This is a genomic window from Saccharopolyspora karakumensis (genome assembly GCF_004349225.1).
GTDB classification, from domain to species: domain Bacteria; phylum Actinomycetota; class Actinomycetes; order Mycobacteriales; family Pseudonocardiaceae; genus Saccharopolyspora; species Saccharopolyspora endophytica.
In genome coordinates this window covers 47931-66349 of record NZ_SMLA01000004.1, presented here as the reverse complement: position 1 = coordinate 66349, position 18419 = coordinate 47931, and the positions used below count along the sequence as shown (strand labels likewise).

At 70.3% G+C, this 18419-nt stretch carries 12 protein-coding genes and 1 tRNA gene; 6 read left to right on the top strand and 7 right to left on the bottom strand.

What is annotated here, in order from left to right; genetic code table 11:
- The first annotated feature begins 16 nt into the window (after positions 1-16).
- Both E1202_RS03995 and E1202_RS03990 read left to right on the top strand, forming a co-directional pair.
- A complete protein-coding gene (locus E1202_RS03995; RefSeq protein ID WP_132681125.1) occupies positions 17-1795 on the top strand; it encodes an ABC-F family ATP-binding cassette domain-containing protein in 1779 nt (592 codons plus the stop codon).
- Between the two features lie 202 nt (positions 1796-1997).
- A complete protein-coding gene (locus E1202_RS03990) occupies positions 1998-3653 on the top strand; it encodes a fatty acyl-AMP ligase (protein ID WP_132681123.1) in 1656 nt (551 codons plus the stop codon).
- A 74-nt stretch (positions 3654-3727) separates the two neighbouring features.
- Here E1202_RS03990 and pth read toward each other — a convergent pair whose 3' ends face one another.
- Positions 3728-4303 (bottom strand): aminoacyl-tRNA hydrolase, encoded by a 576-nt coding sequence (gene pth, locus E1202_RS03985; protein ID WP_132679364.1) that lies wholly within the window; start codon positions 4301-4303, stop codon positions 3728-3730.
- A gap of 85 nt (positions 4304-4388) precedes the next feature.
- A complete protein-coding gene (locus tag E1202_RS03980; RefSeq protein ID WP_132681121.1) occupies positions 4389-5003 on the bottom strand; it encodes a 50S ribosomal protein L25/general stress protein Ctc in 615 nt (204 codons plus the stop codon).
- Between the two features lie 404 nt (positions 5004-5407).
- On the opposite strand from E1202_RS03980, the gene E1202_RS03975 reads away from it, so the two are divergent.
- A complete protein-coding gene (locus tag E1202_RS03975) occupies positions 5408-6013 on the top strand; it encodes a malonic semialdehyde reductase (protein WP_132681119.1) in 606 nt (201 codons plus the stop codon).
- Positions 6014-6257: 244 nt separating this feature from the next.
- Here E1202_RS03975 and E1202_RS03970 read toward each other — a convergent pair whose 3' ends face one another.
- The 4 genes from E1202_RS03970 to E1202_RS03955 all read right to left on the bottom strand — a co-directional run bounded on the left by E1202_RS03970 (position 6258) and on the right by E1202_RS03955 (position 10915).
- Positions 6258-7229: a ribose-phosphate diphosphokinase gene (locus tag E1202_RS03970; protein ID WP_235874753.1), complete on the bottom strand. Its 972-nt coding sequence runs from the start codon at positions 7227-7229 to the stop codon at positions 6258-6260.
- Positions 7230-7240: 11 nt separating this feature from the next.
- Positions 7241-8767: a bifunctional UDP-N-acetylglucosamine diphosphorylase/glucosamine-1-phosphate N-acetyltransferase GlmU gene (gene glmU, locus E1202_RS03965; protein WP_132681117.1), complete on the bottom strand. Its 1527-nt coding sequence runs from the start codon at positions 8765-8767 to the stop codon at positions 7241-7243.
- Between the two features lie 236 nt (positions 8768-9003).
- On the bottom strand, positions 9004-10734 hold the full coding sequence (locus E1202_RS03960; RefSeq protein WP_132681116.1) for a GGDEF domain-containing protein: 1731 nt from the start codon (positions 10732-10734) through the stop codon (positions 9004-9006).
- A 110-nt stretch (positions 10735-10844) separates the two neighbouring features.
- A tRNA-Gln gene (locus E1202_RS03955) sits at positions 10845-10915 on the bottom strand.
- A gap of 516 nt (positions 10916-11431) precedes the next feature.
- Here E1202_RS03955 and E1202_RS03950 point away from each other — a divergent pair.
- The gene (locus E1202_RS03950; protein WP_132681114.1) at positions 11432-12400 is read left to right on the top strand and encodes an acyl-CoA desaturase; all 969 of its coding nucleotides are present in this window, start codon (positions 11432-11434) and stop codon (positions 12398-12400) included.
- Positions 12401-12579: 179 nt separating this feature from the next.
- The gene (locus E1202_RS03945) at positions 12580-13173 is read left to right on the top strand and encodes a TetR/AcrR family transcriptional regulator (RefSeq protein WP_132681336.1); all 594 of its coding nucleotides are present in this window, start codon (positions 12580-12582) and stop codon (positions 13171-13173) included.
- A 76-nt stretch (positions 13174-13249) separates the two neighbouring features.
- On the opposite strand, the gene E1202_RS03940 is transcribed toward E1202_RS03945, so the two are convergent.
- Entirely contained in the window at positions 13250-14398 is a 1149-nt protein-coding gene (locus tag E1202_RS03940; RefSeq protein WP_132681112.1) for a PQQ-dependent sugar dehydrogenase, read from the bottom strand.
- Between the two features lie 168 nt (positions 14399-14566).
- On the opposite strand from E1202_RS03940, the gene mfd reads away from it, so the two are divergent.
- A complete protein-coding gene (gene mfd, locus E1202_RS03935) occupies positions 14567-18151 on the top strand; it encodes a transcription-repair coupling factor (RefSeq protein WP_132681110.1) in 3585 nt (1194 codons plus the stop codon).
- Positions 18152-18419: the final 268 nt, after the last annotated feature.

Genomic DNA, 18419 nt, shown 5'->3' with positions numbered 1-18419 from the left:
AGTAGTCGAAACCTCGATGGTGAACCTGGTCAACCTGGAAACGGTCAGCAAGTCCTACGGCGTGCGCCCGTTGCTGGACGGCGTGTCGCTGGGCGTGTCGGAAGGCGAGCGGATCGGCGTCGTCGGTCTCAACGGCGGCGGCAAGACGACGCTGCTGGAAGTCCTCGCCGGTTTCGCCGAACCCGACGACGGCCGGGTCTCGCAGTCCCGCGACCTGCGGATGGCCGTGGTCACCCAGCGCACCGAGCTGGACGAGGACGCCACCGTGCGCAACGCCGTCCTCGATCCGCACGGCTTCACCGCCGAGCACGAGTGGGCCGCCGACCCGCGGGTGCGATCGGTGCTGGGCGGTCTGGGCATGACGCGGCTCGGCCTGGACACCCCGGTCAAGAACTTCTCGGGCGGGGAGCGCCGCCGCGTGGCGCTGGCCGCCGCGTTGGTGCGCGACCTCGACCTGCTGGTGCTCGACGAGCCCACCAACCACCTCGACATCGAAGGCGTGCGCTGGCTGGCCGATCACCTGCTGGAGCGCAAGTGCGCGTTGGTGATCGTCACGCACGACCGCTGGTTCCTCGACACCGTCTGCAACCGGACCTGGGAGGTCGTGGACGGCAAGGTCGAGCAGTACGAGGGCGGCTACGCGGACTGGATCTTCGCCCGCGCCGAACGCGCTCGCATCGCGCAGGCCACCGAGGAGCGGCGGCAGAACCTGGCCCGCAAGGAACTCGCCTGGTTGCAGCGCGGAGCGAAGGCCCGCACCTCCAAGCCGCGCTACCGGGTGGAGGCCGCCGAGGCGCTGATCTCCGACGTCCCCGAGCCGCGCGACTCCGTCGAGCTGCTGGCCTTCGCCAAGCGCCGGCTGGGCAAGACCGTGCTGGAGCTGGAGGACGTCGACCTGCGGATCGCCGAGCGGGCGCTGCTGGAGAACGTGACGTGGCGGATCGGGCCGGGCGATCGGATCGGTCTGGTCGGCGTCAACGGTTCCGGCAAGACGACGCTGCTCAAGCTGCTGGCGGGGGAGCGCGAACCGGACGCGGGCAAGCGCGTCGAGGGCAAGACGGTGCGCATGGCGCACCTGACGCAGGAGCTGCACGACCTGCCGGGCAACTGGCGGGTGCTGGAGGCGATCGAGAACGTCGCCAAGACGGTCACCCTCGGCAAGTACGAGCTGTCGGCCTCGCAGCTGGGGGAGCGGTTCGGGTTCGGCAAGGGCAGGCAGTGGACGCCGGTCGGCGACCTCTCCGGTGGTGAGCGCCGCCGGTTGCAGCTGGCGCGGCTGCTGATGGCCGAGCCGAACGTGCTGATCCTCGACGAGCCGACCAACGACCTGGACATCGACACCCTCCAGCAGCTGGAGGACCTGCTCGACACCTGGCCGGGCACGATGATCGTGGTCTCGCACGACCGGTACCTGGTCGAGCGGGTCTGCGACAGCGTCCACGCGCTGTTCGGCGACGGGAAGCTCACCCACCTTCCCGGTGGGATCGAGGAGTACCTGCAGCGGCGTCATTCGCTGCTGGCGGCGGAGAGCAGCGTCGGCAAGCAGGCGACGGACGCGCCGGAGTCGCGGGGGCTGTCGGGCGCCGAGGAGCACGCGGCCCGCAAGGAGCTCTCCCGCTTCGAGCGGCAGCTCGACAAGCTCGCCAAGCGCGAGTCCGACCTGCACGAGAAGCTCGCCGAGGCGGCCACCGAGCCCGACCGCCTGGCCAAGCTCAACGCGGAGCTCCAGTCCTTGCGGCAGGAGAAGGACGACCTCGAAACCCGTTGGATGGAACTGGCGGACCAACTCGGGTAGTGCACGCCGACGAAGGCTCCTCGGATGCCACCGACGGCTCCTTCCGGCTTGGAATTCCATGATGGTGCGAAACGGAACGCTCCGCTTTCGACGGAGGTGACGGACTGCTCCGGTATCCGTTCCCCGATTGCGGGGGTTTTCCGCGTGCACGGTCGGGCGTTGAGGCGTGCCGCCGGGTTTTCCGGATCGTAAGCTGCATCACATGAGTCGGTTCGTGGAGACCTTGGTGGCGTCGGCTCGGCGGAACTCCGGTGAAGGGGCTCGTGGGCTCATCACCGGAGAGCCCGCGGAGCCCCTGTTCCGGAGCTGGGCGCAGGTGCACGACAACGCGCTGCGGATGGCCGGTGGGCTGGGCGAGCAGCTCCGGCCCGGTGCGGCCGTCGCGATCCTGGCCGCCGATCCCGGTCTGATCGGTCCCGCCGTGCAAGCGGTGTGGCTCGGCGGCGGCAGCGTGACGATGCTGCACCAGCCGACACCGCGCACCGACCTCGCGCACTGGGCCGAGGACACCCTCAAGGTGCTGAAGATGATCGGCGCGCGGCTGGTGCTGCTCGGCCCGCCGTTCGAGCAGCTGGCGGGAGTGCTGGAGGACAACGGCATCGCCTACCGCGACCTCGCCGGTCTCGCCGCCACCGAGGCCGAGCCGCTGCCCGGACCGGTCGAGGTCGGCGAGGACGACACGGCGCTGCTGCAGCTGACCAGCGGTTCCACCGCTGATCCGAAGGCCGTCCGGATCACCCACCGCAACCTCAACGCCAACCTGCGCGCGATGGTCACCGCCGCCGAGCTCGACCCGGAGCGCGACGTGGCGGTGTCCTGGTTGCCGCTGTTCCACGACATGGGGATGGTCGGCTGCCTGACCGTGCCGATGGCGATCGGCATGACCACGGTCAAGATCACCCCGTCGGACTTCCTGGCGGGACCGCTGGTGTGGCCGCAGCTGATCAGCAAGTACCGCGCCACGGTCACCGCCGCGCCGAACTTCGCCTACGCCGTGGTCGGTCGCCGGATGGCGCGCGCCGACGAGGACTTCGACCTGTCGAGCCTGCGCTTCACGCTCAACGGGGCCGAGCCCATCGATCCCGCTGCGGCGCAGGCCTTCACCGACGCCGGGGCGCGGTTCGGACTCACCCCGGACTGCATGGTGTGCGCCTTCGGCATGGCCGAGGCGACCCTCGCGGTCTCCTTCGCCCCGCTGCGCCGGGGGTTGGGGGCCGATGTGGTCGACGCCGAGGGCTTGGAGAAGCGGCACGTCGCCGAACCGGTCGATGCCGAGGAGCCGCGCGCGCGCCGGTTCGCGCTGCTGGGGCACCCGCTGCCGGGCCTGGAGGTCGACGTCGTCGACGACGAGGGGGAGGAACTGGCCGACCGGCAGGTCGGGCGGCTGCGCATTCGCGGCGAGGCCGTCACCCCGGGCTACCTCACGGTGGACGGCCCGCAGGAGGTGCAGGACGCCGACGGCTGGCTGGACACCGGCGACGAGGGATATCTGGCCGAGGGCCAGGTGGTGATCTGCGGGCGTCGCAAGGACGTGATCATCATGGGTGGCCGCAACATCTACCCGGTCGACATCGAGCGGGCCGCCTGCGAGGTCCCGGGCGTGCGCCCGGGCAACGCGGCGGCGGTCCGGCTGGAGGCGGGCAGCAGGCGCGAGCGCTTCGCGGTGGTGCTGGAGTCCAAGCAGGCGGGTTCGGAGGACGCGGAGAAAGCGCTGCGCAAGGAGGTCGTGTCCCGCATCGTCGACGCCGTCGGCGTCCGCCCGGCGGAGGTGGTCGTGCTCCCGCCGGGAACGCTCCCGAAGACGCCGTCGGGGAAGCTGCGCCGGGCGGCGACGGCGGACCTGGTGCCGCATCGGTGAAGGGCCCGGACCGTCCGGGCAGACGGGTTCTCGATCACGGGTCACCGCTGCGGTGGTGACCCGGCGCCGTCACGTCAGTGGAACTCGTTCTGGGCCGCTTCCAGGCCCTTGGTGACCAGTGCTTCCACCGCGTCGGCGCAGAGGTCGATGAAGTAGGCGAGCTCTTTGCGCTCGGTGCCGGAGAAGTCCTTGAGCACGTAGTCGGCGGGGTCCATCCGGCCGGGCGGACGCCCGACGCCGAAGCGGACCCGCAGGTAGTCGCGGGTGCCCAGGGACTTGGAGATGGACCGCAGCCCGTTGTGGCCGTTCTCGCCGCCGCCCTGCTTGATCCGGATCGTGCCGTAGGGCAGGTCCAGCTCGTCGTGGATGACGATCAGCGACTCGGGCGCTGTCTTGAAGAACTTCACCGCACCGGCGACCGGGCCGCCGGAGAGGTTCATGAACGAACGCGGTTTGACCAGCACGGACCGGGCGCCGCCGAGTCGTCCTTCGACGGCGTCGGCGCCGGATTTGTGCGACTTGAACTTGCCGCCGACACGAGCGGCCAGCTCGTCCGCGACGAGGAAGCCGATGTTGTGCCGGTTGCCCTCGTAGCGCGGACCGGGATTGCCCAGTCCGACGATCACAGAAACCGCGTCCGCAGTGGTCACGGAAGTAAGTCTCCCTCGTGTCGAGGCAGAACCCGCGCCGCCCCCCGGCTGGGGGACGGCGCGGGAGCGCCCGACGTCGTCAGGCTCAGGCTTCTTCGGAAGCCGCTTCCTCGGCGGCCTCTTCGCCCTCGGAGGCGGACTCCTCCTCCATGGAGGCCGAGGCCTCGGAGACGTTGACGACCATGGTCTCCGGGTCGGACACCAGGGTCGTGCCCTTGGGCAGCTTCAGGTCGGAGGCGTGCAGCTGGGTGCCGATCTCGGCGCCCTCGATCGACAGCTCGATCTGCTCCGGGATGTGCAGGGCCTCGGCCTCGACCTCGACCTCGGTGAGCTCCTGGCTGACCAGGGCGCCGGAGGCGGCGTCACCGGAGACCACGATCGGGACGTTGACGGTGACCTTCTCGCCGCGCTTGACCAGCAGCAGGTCGACGTGCTCGATGTAGCCCTTGATCGGGTGGGCGGTGATGGTCTTGGTCAGCGCGAGCTCCTTGCCGGAACCCGCGACCTCGAGCGTGAGCACCGCGTTGTGGCCGTTCTCACGGATGGCGCGGGCGAACTCGACGCTGGGCAGCGACAGGTGCTTCGGGTCGGAGCCGTGGCCGTAGAGGACCGCGGGGATCTGGCCGGCGCGACGGGTGCGGCGAGCCGCTCCCTTGCCGAACTCGTTGCGCTGCTCGACTGCGATGGTTACCTCGGACACGGTGGTGCACTCCTTGAAGACGTCGGGCGGAACGTGAGTTGTTCGCTGGCCTGCGGCGGTGGGGCGCGCTACTGGGGTGATCGACCGGTGCCGGTGGAAACGGCACCAGGAGAGTGCGCGACATCAGTGCGCCGGAGGAGAATTCGACCGACCGTCACCGTGCCACCGCGCCGATCACGCCGGGCGTACGTCCCGACCTCGCCGAGGCAACCCGAATAGTCTAAACGGTGCTTGCATAGCCGTTTTCGCACGGGTGGACACGACGCCCGAACGGGTCGCGCGGTGACTCCGCTTACAGGGCCCTTCACCGGGAATCGTTGACAGTTCAAGAATGTTGGTGACGTGTGGCCGGGAAGCCCGCCTACCGGCCGGTGAGACCGCCCGATCGCCCCAGGAGTGACCCCATGACCGTGTCCCAGTCCGAGCTCGCCCTCGACGCCCAGGCCCAGGACCTGCTGTTCCGCGAGGCCCGCACCGCCAACTCCTTCAGCGACGAGCTGGTGACCGACGAGCAGGTCCAGGCCATCTACGACCTGGTGAAGTGGGCCCCGACCTCGATGAACCAGCAGCCGCTGCGGATCGTGCTGCTGCGCTCCGCCGAAGCCAAGCAGCGCCTGCTGCCGCACCTGATGGAGGGCAACCGCGCCAAGACCGAGCAGGCTCCGCTGGTCGCGATCCTGGCGGCCGACACCGAGTTCCACGAGAACCTGCCGAAGGTCTTCCCGCACAAGCCCGAGGCCAAGGACATCTTCGCCGACCCGGGTTTCCGGGAGCAGAACGCGAAGCTGAACGCCACGCTGCAGGCCGGCTACTTCTTCCTCGGCGTCCGGGCCGCGGGGCTCGCCGTCGGCCCGATGACCGGGCTGGACGCGGCGGGCATCAACGCCGAGTTCTTCCCGGAGGGCGACCAGCAGGCCCTGGTCGTCGCCAACATCGGCAAGCCCGGTGAGAACCCCTGGATGGAGCGCCTGCCCCGCCTCGACTACGACGAGGTCGTCACCACCCTCTGAGGTGCTCTTGTCCTCGGTCGTTCTGCGTGGCGGTGCGGGTGGCGGAACCTGAGACGCCGTCTGGACTCCGGGCGCCACTGTCCAATACACGGCGTCGCGGCGTCCTCGCCAGACGACGTCTCAGAACCCGCGGCGGTGCCCGTTGCGAGGGTGGTCTTCACGCCTCGCGGCTCCGCCGCTTGCGCCACACGCGAAAGGCCCCGGTCCAGGTCGGACCGGGGCCTTTCGCGTCGATCTCAGGAGATCAGGCGCGACCGTCGAAGAGGCTGGTGACCGAGCCGTCCTCGAAGACCTGGTGGATCGCTTCCGCGACGAGCGGGGCGATCGACAGAACCGTCAGGTTCGGGAACCGGCGCTCGTCCGGGATCGGCAGCGTGTTGGTCAGCACGACTTCCTTGGCGCCGCAGTTCGACAGCCGCTCCACGGCGGGGCCGGACAGCACGGCGTGGGTGGAAGCGATGATGACGTCGCTGGCGCCGGCCGCGAGCAGCTGCTCGGTGGCCTTGGTGATCGTGCCGCCGGTGTCGATCATGTCGTCGACCAGCACGCACAGCCGGCCCTCGACGTCACCGACGACGCGGTTGGCGACCACCTGGTTGGGCTTGCTGGGGTCGCGCGTCTTGTGGATGAACGCCAGCGGCGTGCCACCCAGGTCGTCGGCCCACTTCTCGGCGACGCGAACACGACCGGAGTCCGGGGAGACCACGGTGATGTTCTGGTCGGTGTAGGTCTCGCTGATGTAGTTCGCGAGCAGCTTCTGCGCCATCAGGTGGTCCACGGGACCGTCGAAGAACCCCTGGATCTGGTCGGTGTGCAGGTCCACGACCATGATCCGGTCAGCACCGGCGGTCTTGAACAGGTCCGCCATCAGCCGCGCCGAGATCGGCTCGCGGCCCTTGTGCTTCTTGTCCTGACGGGCGTAGCCGTAGAACGGGATGACCACGGTGATGCGCTTGGCGCTGGCGCGCTTGAGCGCGTCCACCATGATCAGCTGCTCCATGATCGCGTCATTGAGCGGCGTGCAGTGCGACTGGATCACAAAGGCGTCGCAGCCACGAACGGACTCGTCGTAGCGCACGAAGATCTCGCCGTTGGCGAACTGGTACGCGGCCTGGGGCGTGACCGTCACGTCGAGCTGCTTGGCCACCTCCTCGGCAAGTTCCGGGTGGCTGCGGCCGGAGAAGAGCTTGAGGCTCTTCTTCGGGGTCGCAGACATGGCACTCACGGTCATCGTCCCTCCCCGTTCGACGTCTCTGCGTCATCGGTCGGTTCATTGCCCAAAGCCCGCTGTGCGGCCTGGTCGGCGGCGGTGCCCGGGCGGCGCTTGGCCACCCAGCCATCGATGTTTCGCTGCCTCCCGCGGGCGACCGCCATCGCGCCCGGGGGGACATCTTGGGTGATCACCGAGCCGGCGGCGGTGTAAGCGCCGTCGCCGATCTCCACCGGTGCGACGAACATGTTGTCCGCGCCGGTCCGGGAGTGTGATCCGATTTTGGTGTGATGCTTGTTCACACCGTCGTAGTTGACGAAGACGGTGGCGGCGCCGATGTTGGACTTCTCGCCGATCGTCGCGTCGCCGACGTAGCTCAGGTGCGGCACCTTGGTGCCCTCGCCGATCTCGGCGTTCTTGGTCTCGACGAAGGTGCCGATCTTGCCCTTGGCGCCCAGCGAGGTGCCGGGCCGCAGGAAGGCGAAGGGGCCGACGTTGGCGTTCGGGCCGATCTCCGCGCCCTCGCCGTGGCTGCGCACGACCGACGCGCCGGCGTGGATCGTGCAGTTCGTCAGCGTGGTGTCGGGGCCGACGGTGGCGCCCTCGCCGACGGTGGTGCCCGCGCGCAGCTGCACGCCCGGCTCCAGCGTCACGTCGCGGGCCAGGGTCACGTCGCAGTCCAGCCACACCGTGGCCGGGTCGACGACGGTGACGCCCTCGCGCATCCAGCGCGTCACCAGCCGGCGGTTGAGCTCAACACCGAGCCGGGACAGCTGCACGCGGTCGTTGACGCCTTCGACCAGCCACGTGTCCGAGCAGATCATGGTGCCGACGCTGCGGCCGTCGCCGCGGGCGATGGACAGCACGTCGGTCAGGTAGAGCTCGCCCTGGGCGTTGTCGGTGGACAGCCGCTTGAGCGCGCCGGTGAGCACCTCGGCGTCGAAGGCGTAGACCCCGGAGTTGATCTCGGTGATCGCGGCCTGCGCCGGCGTGGCGTCCTTCTGCTCGACGATGCCGGTGACCTGACCGGAGGTGTCCCGGGTGATCCGGCCGTAGCCGGTCGGGTCGGCGACGACCGAGGTCAGCACCGTGACGGCGTTGCCGGAGGCGGCGTGCTCGTCGAGCATCGCGCGCAGCGTGCCGGCGTCGAGCAGCGGCACGTCGCCGTAGCTGACCAGCACCGTTCCGGCGAGACCGTCGGGGAGCTCGGACAGGCCGCAGGACACGGCGTGGCCGGTGCCCAGCTGCTCTTCTTGGACGGCGGTGGTGATCGGGCGGTCGAGCGAGTCCGACACCGAGCTCAAGTGCTCGGCGACGGCGTCGCGGCCGTGCCCGAGCACGACGACCAGTTGATCGGGATCGATCCCCGCGGCGGCGCGGACGGCGTGTTCGACGAGGGGCCTGCCGGCGATCCGGTGCAGCACCTTCGGTGTCGCCGATCGCATCCTGGTGCCCTCCCCGGCCGCCAGCACGACGGTGCTGACCGGTTCCGGGTGCGCAGCAGCGCGCTGAGAGGAGGGCTGGGCGTTGTCGCCCTGGAGCATCAGCGCTCTCCCTTGATCTCTAGAAGCGGCCTGCCGAGTCGGGATCCGGCGCCGGCCGACGTGCCTGTTGCGTCCAAGCGGGTGAAGGGTAACCGCACGGGTCGTCCTTCACCTTCGGCGCCCCTGCCCTTCCGGCAGCAGCTGCGATGGTACCGCCGTTCGGCTGGACGGTGACGGATGAAAGGGCCCCCTAGCTGGGCCAATGTGATCTTTCCCCGACCAGTTGACACGTCGCTTCAGCGCGCGTCCGGCGGAATCCAGACAGCTTGATCGATTTCGGACGGCGGCTCGACCGGGTGAGGCTCGGTGCGGTCGTTGACTCCGGAGAGTGCTGTGACGCGGTTCCCACCGTTGCGCTTCGCCTGGTACATCGCGGCGTCGGCGCGGGCGAGGACCTGCGCGGCGGACTCCTGCGGGCGCATCGCCACCACGCCGATCGACAGCGTCACACCCCGGGACAGCTCCGGCGCCAGGCAGTCGACCGCCTCCACCGTGCGGTGCAGCGCGGCCTCGGCGGCGCTGAGCGTCGCGCCGGGCAGCAGGACCACGAACTCGTCACCGCCGTACCGGGCCACGAAGTCGTCGGTGCGCAGCGTGTCGCGCAGGTTGCGGGCGACGGTGCGCAGCACGTCGTCGCCCTCGGCGTGCGAGCAGCGGTCGTTGACGCCCTTGAAGCCGTCCAGGTCGACCAGCGCGACCGCCAGCGGCTGCACCTCCGGGGCGCCGAGCAGGGTCTCCAGCCGGTCGTCGAGCGCGCGCCGGTTGGACAGCCCGGTCAGCGGGTCCTCGCGCGCCTGGCGGGTGATCGCGTCGTGCTTGTGGCTCAGCCGGGAGTTCTCCAGGCGCGTGGCCAACGTGGACACCCGGGCTTCGCGCATCGCCCACAGCTCGGTCTCCAGCTCCAGCGCGTAGTCGCGCAGGGCGTCCCGGGGGCGGTCCGGAGCCAGCTCGGTGAGCAGCGCGAACTCCCTGGCCAGCGAGATCCGCAGGGTGGGTTCGGAGGAGTCGTGGCTCAGCGTGGTCAGCGTCTCCGACAGCACCCGCACCGCGTCGTCGCGGTGGTCGCCGCGCACCAGGCAGCGGGAGAGCGCGATCGCCATGATGATCTGCTCCCGCGGGTGCATCGAGCGGTCGAGGTGACGCATCTCCTCCAGCCGCGTGATGTGGTCGGCCGACGGGGAGGCCAGGGCGTGCGCGGCACCCAGCACCGGCATCTGCTCGGCGGCGGTGCGGTTGGACACGCGCGGGAACAGCGACTCCCGCCACGGGCCTTCGACGGCGACGGCGAGCGCGGAGGCGGTGGAGAACTGGCTGGCGGCCTCGTCCTGCAGCCCGACGCGTTCCAGCCGCAGACCCCAGCCCAGCTGCATGCGGCAGCGGTTGATCATGTGCACGGCGATCTCGTGCGGCCCGCCGCTCTCGCGGATGCGCTGGTGGGCGCGGGCCATCACCTCGTCGGCCATCTCGTAGACGCCCAGCTGGGTCAGCACCAGGCCGATGTCGATCAGCGAGGTGGCCAGCAGGCGTTCCCAGGAGCGGCGGCCGAGCGTGCGGTCGGGGGCCAGCTCCTCGTCGAGCATCGCCAGGCCGTGCGCGACCTCGGTCAGCGCGTTGTCCTCGGCGCCCACGAGCAGCGCGCGCCGGCCGCGCAGCGCGTGCGCGTCGGCCTGCAGCACTTCGAGGCCGTGGCGCTTGGTGTGGCTGAGCAGCTCGTCCAGCAGCACGTCGGCGCTGTCCACCAGTTCGGCGGTGGTCAGGCGCAGGGCGGCGCAGTGCCGGAGGAGCTGGGCGACGATGCGCGGTTCACCCCGGCGCTGGGCTTCGGCGAGGAGGTTGTCGGCTTCGCGGATCGTGCTGGACTGGCCGGCCGGGGCGCTGTGCTGGCCGACTGCGTTGAGTTCGCGGGCGCGACCGACCAACCACGCGTCGGATACCTCGCCCAGCGTGGTGACCGGATCTTCGCGCACGGCGGCAGTGTCGTCGCGCAGCGGCGCACACCCCCTGTTCACCTTGTCTCCCGGGGATCCCGGGCGGTGCGCGTGGCCGCGTACCGCGTCGGGCCCGGGAGGGCTGCTCGCTCCGCCGCCAGGATTCGAACCTGGACCATCGGAACCAAAATCCGAGGTGCTGCCTTTACACCACGGCGGATTGGGCGCATCAGGCCCCCGGAACCGGGCGTTGCGCGCCGGCGCCGCAGCGTGAGCTTACCGGTCGGTGACAACGCCCGGTGGCACCCTGCCGAGATCGTCACGTGGCCGGCCGAATCCGAGTGCCGGCCGGGGTTGCGCGGGGGTCGGGGACGCGGTGCCGGGCGGCAGGGCGGAGCGAGCGGCTGCCGTCGTTGGGGTCGAGGTGCGGCGGGAAGTCGGGGGCTGAGGCTCGGAAGCCCGCACGGCTGGTTCTGGGCAGGCACACCGGGGAGACGGAACGGGACGGGCCCCGGTTGCACGGCGAGATGCGGACGATCGGGTGAACACATAAGTGAAGACACGCCCGGAAAATGGCGACACGCCGCTTTTTTTCTTCGGGGGGTGACGATTTCGCATCAAACAACTTACGCTAGCGTAAGTTACGGTCCCGTAGGGTGGAGGTGTTGCGGGACCACGACCACCCGGTGCTGACAACCGTTTACCCACCTCCCCAACGCCATTCGAGGTATTGAGCATGACCGCAGCAACCGAGCGCGTCGCCGCTCCGGGCGTCGGCGCTGAATCCGGGCCGAAGCCCCTGACCACCGGGCCGCAGACGGCCGGGCGGTCGTCCTTGGTGTACGCCTTCCTCCTGATCCCGATGACCGCGCTGATCGCATCCGTCCCGGTCCTGTGGGGCTGGGGCATCGGCCCGGTCGACATCGCCCTGGCGGTGGCGTTCTGGCTGATCAGCGGCCTGGGCGTGACCGTCGGCTTCCACCGGTACTTCACGCACGGCGCCTTCAAGGCCAACCGCGGCGTCAAGATCGCTCTGGCCATCGCGGGAATGATGTCTGTGCAGGGCCCGGTGATCACCTGGGTCGCCGACCACAGGCGTCACCACGCCTACTCCGACCGCGAGGGCGACCCGCACTCGCCGTGGCTGTACGGCACCTCCGCCGTGGCGTTGACCAAGGGTTTCTGGCACTCCCACATGGGCTGGATGTTCAGCCGCGAGATGACCAACGAGGACCGGTTCGCCCCGGACCTGCTCAAGGACCGCGACATCGTCTGGGCCAACAAGCTGTTCCCGGTGTGGACGGCGCTGAGCCTCGTGCTGCCGGCGCTGCTCGGCGGTCTGTTCACCTGGTCGCTGTGGGGGGCGCTCACCGGGTTCTTCTGGGCCGGGCTCGTGCGCGTGTCGTTCCTGCACCACATCACGTGGTCGGTCAACTCGATCTGCCACATGATCGGTGAGCGGCCCTTCAAGAGCCGCGACAAGGCCGCCAACTTCTGGCCGCTGGCGATCCTGTCCTTCGGCGAGTCCTGGCACAACTCGCACCACGCCGACCCGACCTGCGCGCGGCACGGCGTGCTGCGCGGGCAGCTGGACATCTCGGCGCGCACGATCTGGATCTTCGAGAAGCTGGGTTGGGCCTGGAAGGTCCGCTGGCCCAACGAGAAGCGCCTCGCGCGCATCGCGGTCACCGACCACAAGGGCTGACCGCTCACGACCGGAGGTGCCCGTGCGGTGAGAACCGCGCGGGCACCTCGTTGTCTCGGGCCTGCACCTCGAACGCGGGTCCCTCACCTAGGGTGGGTCGAGTGGCAGGACGGAGACGCGGGCGGAACGCGCCCGAACCGGCGGCGCCGACGCGGGCTCCGGCCCGGACGCGCGCCCGGATGACGGGCAAGGAACGACGCCAACAACTGCTGGACGTGGCTCGCGCGCTGTTCGCGGAGAAGGGCTTCGACGGCACCTCCATCGAGGAGATCGCCCATCGCGCCGGCGTGTCCAAGCCGGTGGTCTACGAGCACTTCGGCGGCAAGGAGGGCGTGTACGCGGTCGTCGTCGACCGCGAGATGCGCAACCTGCTGGACCTGATCGTCTCCGCGCTCGACGCCGGGCACCCCAGGGTGCTGCTGGAGCAGGCCGCGCACGCGCTGGTCGACTACATCGACGAGAACACCGACGGGTTCCGGGTCCTGGTCCGCGACTCCCCGGTGGCCAGCAGCAGCGGGACGTTCTCCAGCCTGCTCAACGACATAGCCAGTCAGGTGGAGCACATCCTCGGGCTGCAGTTCACCGCCCGCGGCTACGACGCCAAGCTCGCGCCGCTCTACAGCCAGGCCCTCGTCGGCATGGTCGCGCTCACCGGGCAGTGGTGGCTGGAGGCGCGCAAGCCGAAGAAGGAAGAGGTCGCCGCGCACCTGGTCAACCTCGCCTGGAACGGGCTCTCCCACCTGGAGCACAAACCCAAACCAACGATCAGGTGACCTACGCCTAGCAGCTGGTTGCCTTGCTGGGCGGTGCGGGCTGAGTCCCACACCTGGAACAGGACTTCGCCGCCCTCTACAGCGTGATCCGCAGCAGTTCGTCGTTGGTGCCGTTCGAGGTGGTGACGTAGAGGCTGCCGTCCGGGGCTTGGCGGGCGGCGCGCAGCCGGCCGTGGGTGTCGTCGAGCTCCGCGGGGATCTCCGGCGGGGACAGGGTGCCGTCGGGGTGGGGCCGGAAGACCAGGAGCTTGCTCCCCTTCAGCGCCGGCACCACCAGGGCCCCGTCCAGCTCGCCCCACTGCGGACCGGTGAGGAACTCCGCCGCGCAGACCGCTTCGGTCGACGAGCCGGAGGACCACGCCGCGCCGACCGCGTCGGGGAAGCGCTGCAGATCGGTCATCGGCACCGACTCGTCGTACTCGTCGGTGGTTCCGCCTCGCGACGGGTCCCAGCCGTAGTTGCCGCCCGGCCGCAGGACGTTGACCTCGTCGTCGACGTCGGGGCCGTGCTCGGCGACGAACACCCGGCCGTCGGGGTGCAGCGCGACGCCCTGCGGATTGCGGTGGCCGTAGGTGTGGACCAGCCGCTCGTGCGGATCGGGGGAGTCGGCGAAGGGGTTGTCCGGCATCGCCGCACCCGTGTCGAGGTTCATCCGCAGGACCTTCCCGCCGAGCGAGGTGCGGTCCTGCGCGAGCGGCGCCTGAGCGGTGTCACCCGTGCTGACCAGCAGCGACCCGTCCGCGCCGAGTTCCGGGCGGCAGCCCGAGTGCCGGCCGGAGGAGTTGATCGGCAGGCCGGTGAGCAGGTCGCCGACGCGGTCCGCGCGCGAGCCGTCCTCGGCCAGGTGCCACTTGACCAGCCGGATGTCGACCGGGTTCCCGCCTTCCTGGTGCGTCTGGCACGTGATGAAGGTGCGGTTGTTCGCGAAGTCGGGGTGCACGAGCAGACCCATCAGCCCGCCCTCGCCCTCGGCGCGGACCGAGGTCAGATCGGCCTGCACTTCGCGGGTCTGGCCGCCGCTGACCAGCGCGAACTTCCCGGGGCGCTGGCTGATCAGGGAGCTGCCGTCGGGCAGGAAACCGACGTCCCACGCGTGTTCGAGCCCGGAGGCGACCGTCTCGACCTTCAGCTGCGGTGCGGCGGCGCCGGCGGGGTTCGGGGGTGCCGTCGCGCAACCGGCGGCGACCAGGGACAGGACCATCGCTGCGGTTCTGATGCCTGACATGAAGATCAGTGTGTCACCGATCACGTCTCCGCCAACGGGTCGTCGTGTTTCCGTCATACCTGCGTCGTAGTCTGGGGTACCCACTCCCAGAGTGGCCGCCGCCTCTGGCCCATCTTTCCCGGGCAGAGGTGTGTCCGCATTCGCTTTTCTCCGCTGCGAGGTTGCTCCATGAGCCAGGCCGGTCCCCTGCGCGGACTGCTCGACAACGTGCTGCGCGATCCCGCCCTGCGGCGCCTGGTGGCCGCTGCGGACAGCCCGCGCCTGGTCGTGGAGGGCCCGGCCGCAGCGCGTCCGCTGACCGCCGCCGCGCTCGCCGCGGGGGCGGACCGCCCGGTCCTGCTGGTCACCGCCACCGGCCGCGAGGCGGAGGAAGCCGCCGCCGCGACCGCCGACCTGCTCGGTCCCGAGGGCGTGGAGGTCTTCCCGTCCTGGGAGACGCTGCCGCACGAGCGCCTCTCGCCGCGCGCCGACACCGTCGGCCGCAGGCTCTCGGTGCTGCGCAGGCTGGCCCACCCCGAGGAGCACCCGTGCGGGCAGGTGCGGGTGCTGGTCACCACGGTCCGCAGCCTCATCCAGCCGATCGCGCCCGGTCTCGGCGAACTGCGCCCGGTGCGGCTGTCGGTCGGCGACGAGGTCGACTTCCAGGAGACCGTCGAACACCTGGCGGGACTGGCCTACGACCGCGTCGACATGGTCGAGAAGCGCGGCGAGTTCGCCGTGCGCGGCGGCATCGTCGACGTCTTCCCGCCCACCGAGGAGCACCCGCTGCGGGTGGAGTTCTGGGGCGACGAGGTCACCGAGATCCGCCCGTTCTCGGTCGCCGACCAGCGCTCCCTGCCCGAGGCCACCGACACCGACCTGACCGCGCCCGCCTGCCGCGAACTGCTGATCACCGAGCAGGTCGCCGAGCGCGCGGGCAAGCTCGCCGAGCAGCACCAGGCCGACTCGCACCTCGCCGAGATGCTGGGCAAGATCGCCGGCGGCGCTCCGGTCGAGGGCATGGAAGCCCTCATCCCGGCGCTGTGCGAAGGCGAGATGCAGCTGCTCAGCGACCTCGTCCCGGCGGGCACGCACGTCGTCCCGGCCGATCCGGAGAAGATCCACGCCCGCGCCGCCGACCTGGTGCGCACCGGCCAGGAGTTCCTCGAGGCGTCCTGGATGGTCGCCGCCGACGGCGGCAAGGCCCCCATCGACCTGGGCGCCTCCGCCTACCGGGGTCTCGCCGAGGTCGCCGAGCACACCCGCGCCATCGGCCTGCCCTGGTGGCCGCTGACCCAGCTGACCAGCGAGGAAGGCGAGGACGACGAGGTCGTCCGGCTCACCCTCAAGCAGCCCGACGCCTACCGCGGCGAGATCGAGCGCGCCAACGCCGACCTGCGCGCCCACGTCACCTCGGGCGGCGCGGCGGTGCTGGTCGTGGCCGGTGCGGGCACCGCGCAGCGCGCCGTGCAGCAGCTGCGCGAAGCCGAGCTCCCCGCCTCGCTCGCCGAGGACGGGCTGGCCGACGAACCCGCGGCCGGTGTGGTCACGGTCGTGCGCGGCGGGCTCGAAGACGGCTTCGCCGCGCCGGAGATCGCGCTGGTGGTGCTCACCGAGGCCGACCTGACCGGGGGCAGGCACGGCACGTCCACCAAGGACATGCGCCGGATGCCCTCGCGCCGCCGCAACGCCGTCGATCCGCTGGCGCTCAAGACCGGCGACTTCGTGGTGCACGACCAGCACGGCATCGGCAAGTACGTCGAGATGGTGCAGCGCACCGTCGGAGGCGCCACCCGCGAGTACCTGGTGCTGGAGTACGCCTCCAGCAAGCGCGGCCAGCCCGGCGACCGGCTCTTCGTGCCCACCGACCAGCTCGACGAGATCACCCGCTACGTCGGCGGCGAGACGCCGACGCTGAACAAGCTCGGCGGCTCGGACTGGAAGAACACCAAGGCCAAGGCGCGCAAGGCGGTCAAGGAGATCGCCGCCGAGCTCGTGCAGCTCTACGCCGCCCGCCAGTCCTCGCCCGGCCACGCCTTCGGCGGCGACACCCCGTGGCAGCGGGAGCTGGAGGACGCCTTCCCCTACACCGAGACCGGCGACCAGCTCGCCGCGATCGACGAGGTCAAGGCCGACATGCAGCGCTCGGTGCCGATGGACCGCGTGATCTGCGGCGACGTCGGCTACGGCAAGACCGAGATCGCGGTGCGCGCGGCGTTCAAGGCGGTGCAGGACGGCAAGCAGGTCGCCGTGCTGGTGCCCACGACTCTGCTCGCGCAGCAGCACCTCAACACCTTCGCCGACCGGATGCGCTCGTTCCCGGTGACCATCAAGGGCCTGTCCCGGTTCACCGACCCGATGGAGTCCGAGCAGACGATCAAGGGCCTGGCCGACGGCGAGGTCGACATCGTCATCGGCACGCACCGCCTGCTGCAGACCGGAGTCCGCTACAAGGACCTGGGCCTGGTGATCGTCGACGAGGAGCAGCGCTTCGGCGTCGAGCACAAGGAGCACATCAAGGCGCTGCGCACGCACGTCGACGTGCTGACCATGTCGGCGACGCCGATCCCGAGAACGCTGGAGATGAGCATGGCCGGCATCCGCGAGATGTCGACCATCCTGACCCCGCCGGAGGAGCGGCACCCGGTGCTGACCTACGTCGGCTCCTACGACACGAAGCAGGTGGGCGCGGCGATCCGCCGCGAGCTGCTGCGCGACGGGCAGGTGTTCTTCGTGCACAACCGGGTCAGCGACATCGAGAAGGCGGCCCGCCAGCTGCGCGAGCTCGTCCCGGAGGCGCGGATCGTCACCGCGCACGGGCAGATGAACGAGGAGCGGCTGGAGAAGATCATCCAGGGCTTCTGGGAGCGCGAGCACGACGTGCTGGTGTGCACCACGATCATCGAGACGGGCCTGGACATCTCCAACTCCAACACGCTGATCGTGGACCGCTCCGACATGCTCGGCCTCGCCCAGCTGCACCAGCTGCGCGGACGCGTCGGCCGGGCGCGGGAACGCGGCTACGCGTACTTCCTGTACCCGCCGGAGAAGCCGCTGACCGACACCGCGCACGACCGGCTGGCGACGATCGCGCAGAACTCCGAGCTGGGCGCCGGCATGGCCGTGGCGATGAAGGACCTGGAGATCCGCGGCGCGGGCAACATCCTCGGCGCCGAGCAGTCCGGGCACATCGCCGGTGTCGGTTTCGACCTCTACGTGCGGCTGGTGGGGGAGGCCGTCGACGCCTTCCGCAGGCACGCCGGTGCCGGGCCCGCCGAGGGCGAGGAGGAGCTCACCGACGTGCGCGTGGACCTGCCGATCGACGCGCACATCCCGCACGACTACGTGCCCGGCGAGCGGCTTCGGCTGGAGGCGTACCGGAAGCTGGCCGCAGCGGCGAATCCGGACGACCTGGAGGCCGTGCGCGCCGAGCTCACCGACCGCTACGGGCCGCTGCCGGAACCGGTGGAACGGCTGCTCAAGGTCGCCCGCTTCCGGCAGGTGTGCCGCGAGCACGGCGTCCGCGAGGTGACGTTGCAGGGCACGTCGCTGCGCTTCGCACCGCTGGAACTGCCCGACTCCAAGCAGGTCCGGCTCAAGCGCCTGTTCCCGAAGGCCGTCTACAAGCCGGCCCTGCGCACCGTCTCGCTGCCGCGCCCCACCGAAGGCGCGGCAGGAGGGCGCATGGGAGCACCGCAGCTGCGGGATGAGGCACTGCTCGAATGGTGCGCAGACTTCCTCGAAACCCTCACCAGCTCACCGGTTCCGGCTTGAGGGGTTTTTCCAGTGGTCGTCGTGCTCAGCGGTGCGGGTGGCGGAACTGACACGCCCTCTGGCGCCGGGATCCGCGACTTGAGTATGAACGGATACGCGGCGCTGCGGCTGTCCTCCCCAGAAGACGTGTCAGAACCCGCGGCGGTGCCGGTTGCTCGGGTGGGGTACTGAGAAGGCACCTTCGGTGCTTGCCTGACGGTGGTTGAGCGCTCTTCTCAGGTTCTGACGGTGGTTGGCGAGAGTTCGACTTCGGACAGTGTTGTGGCTT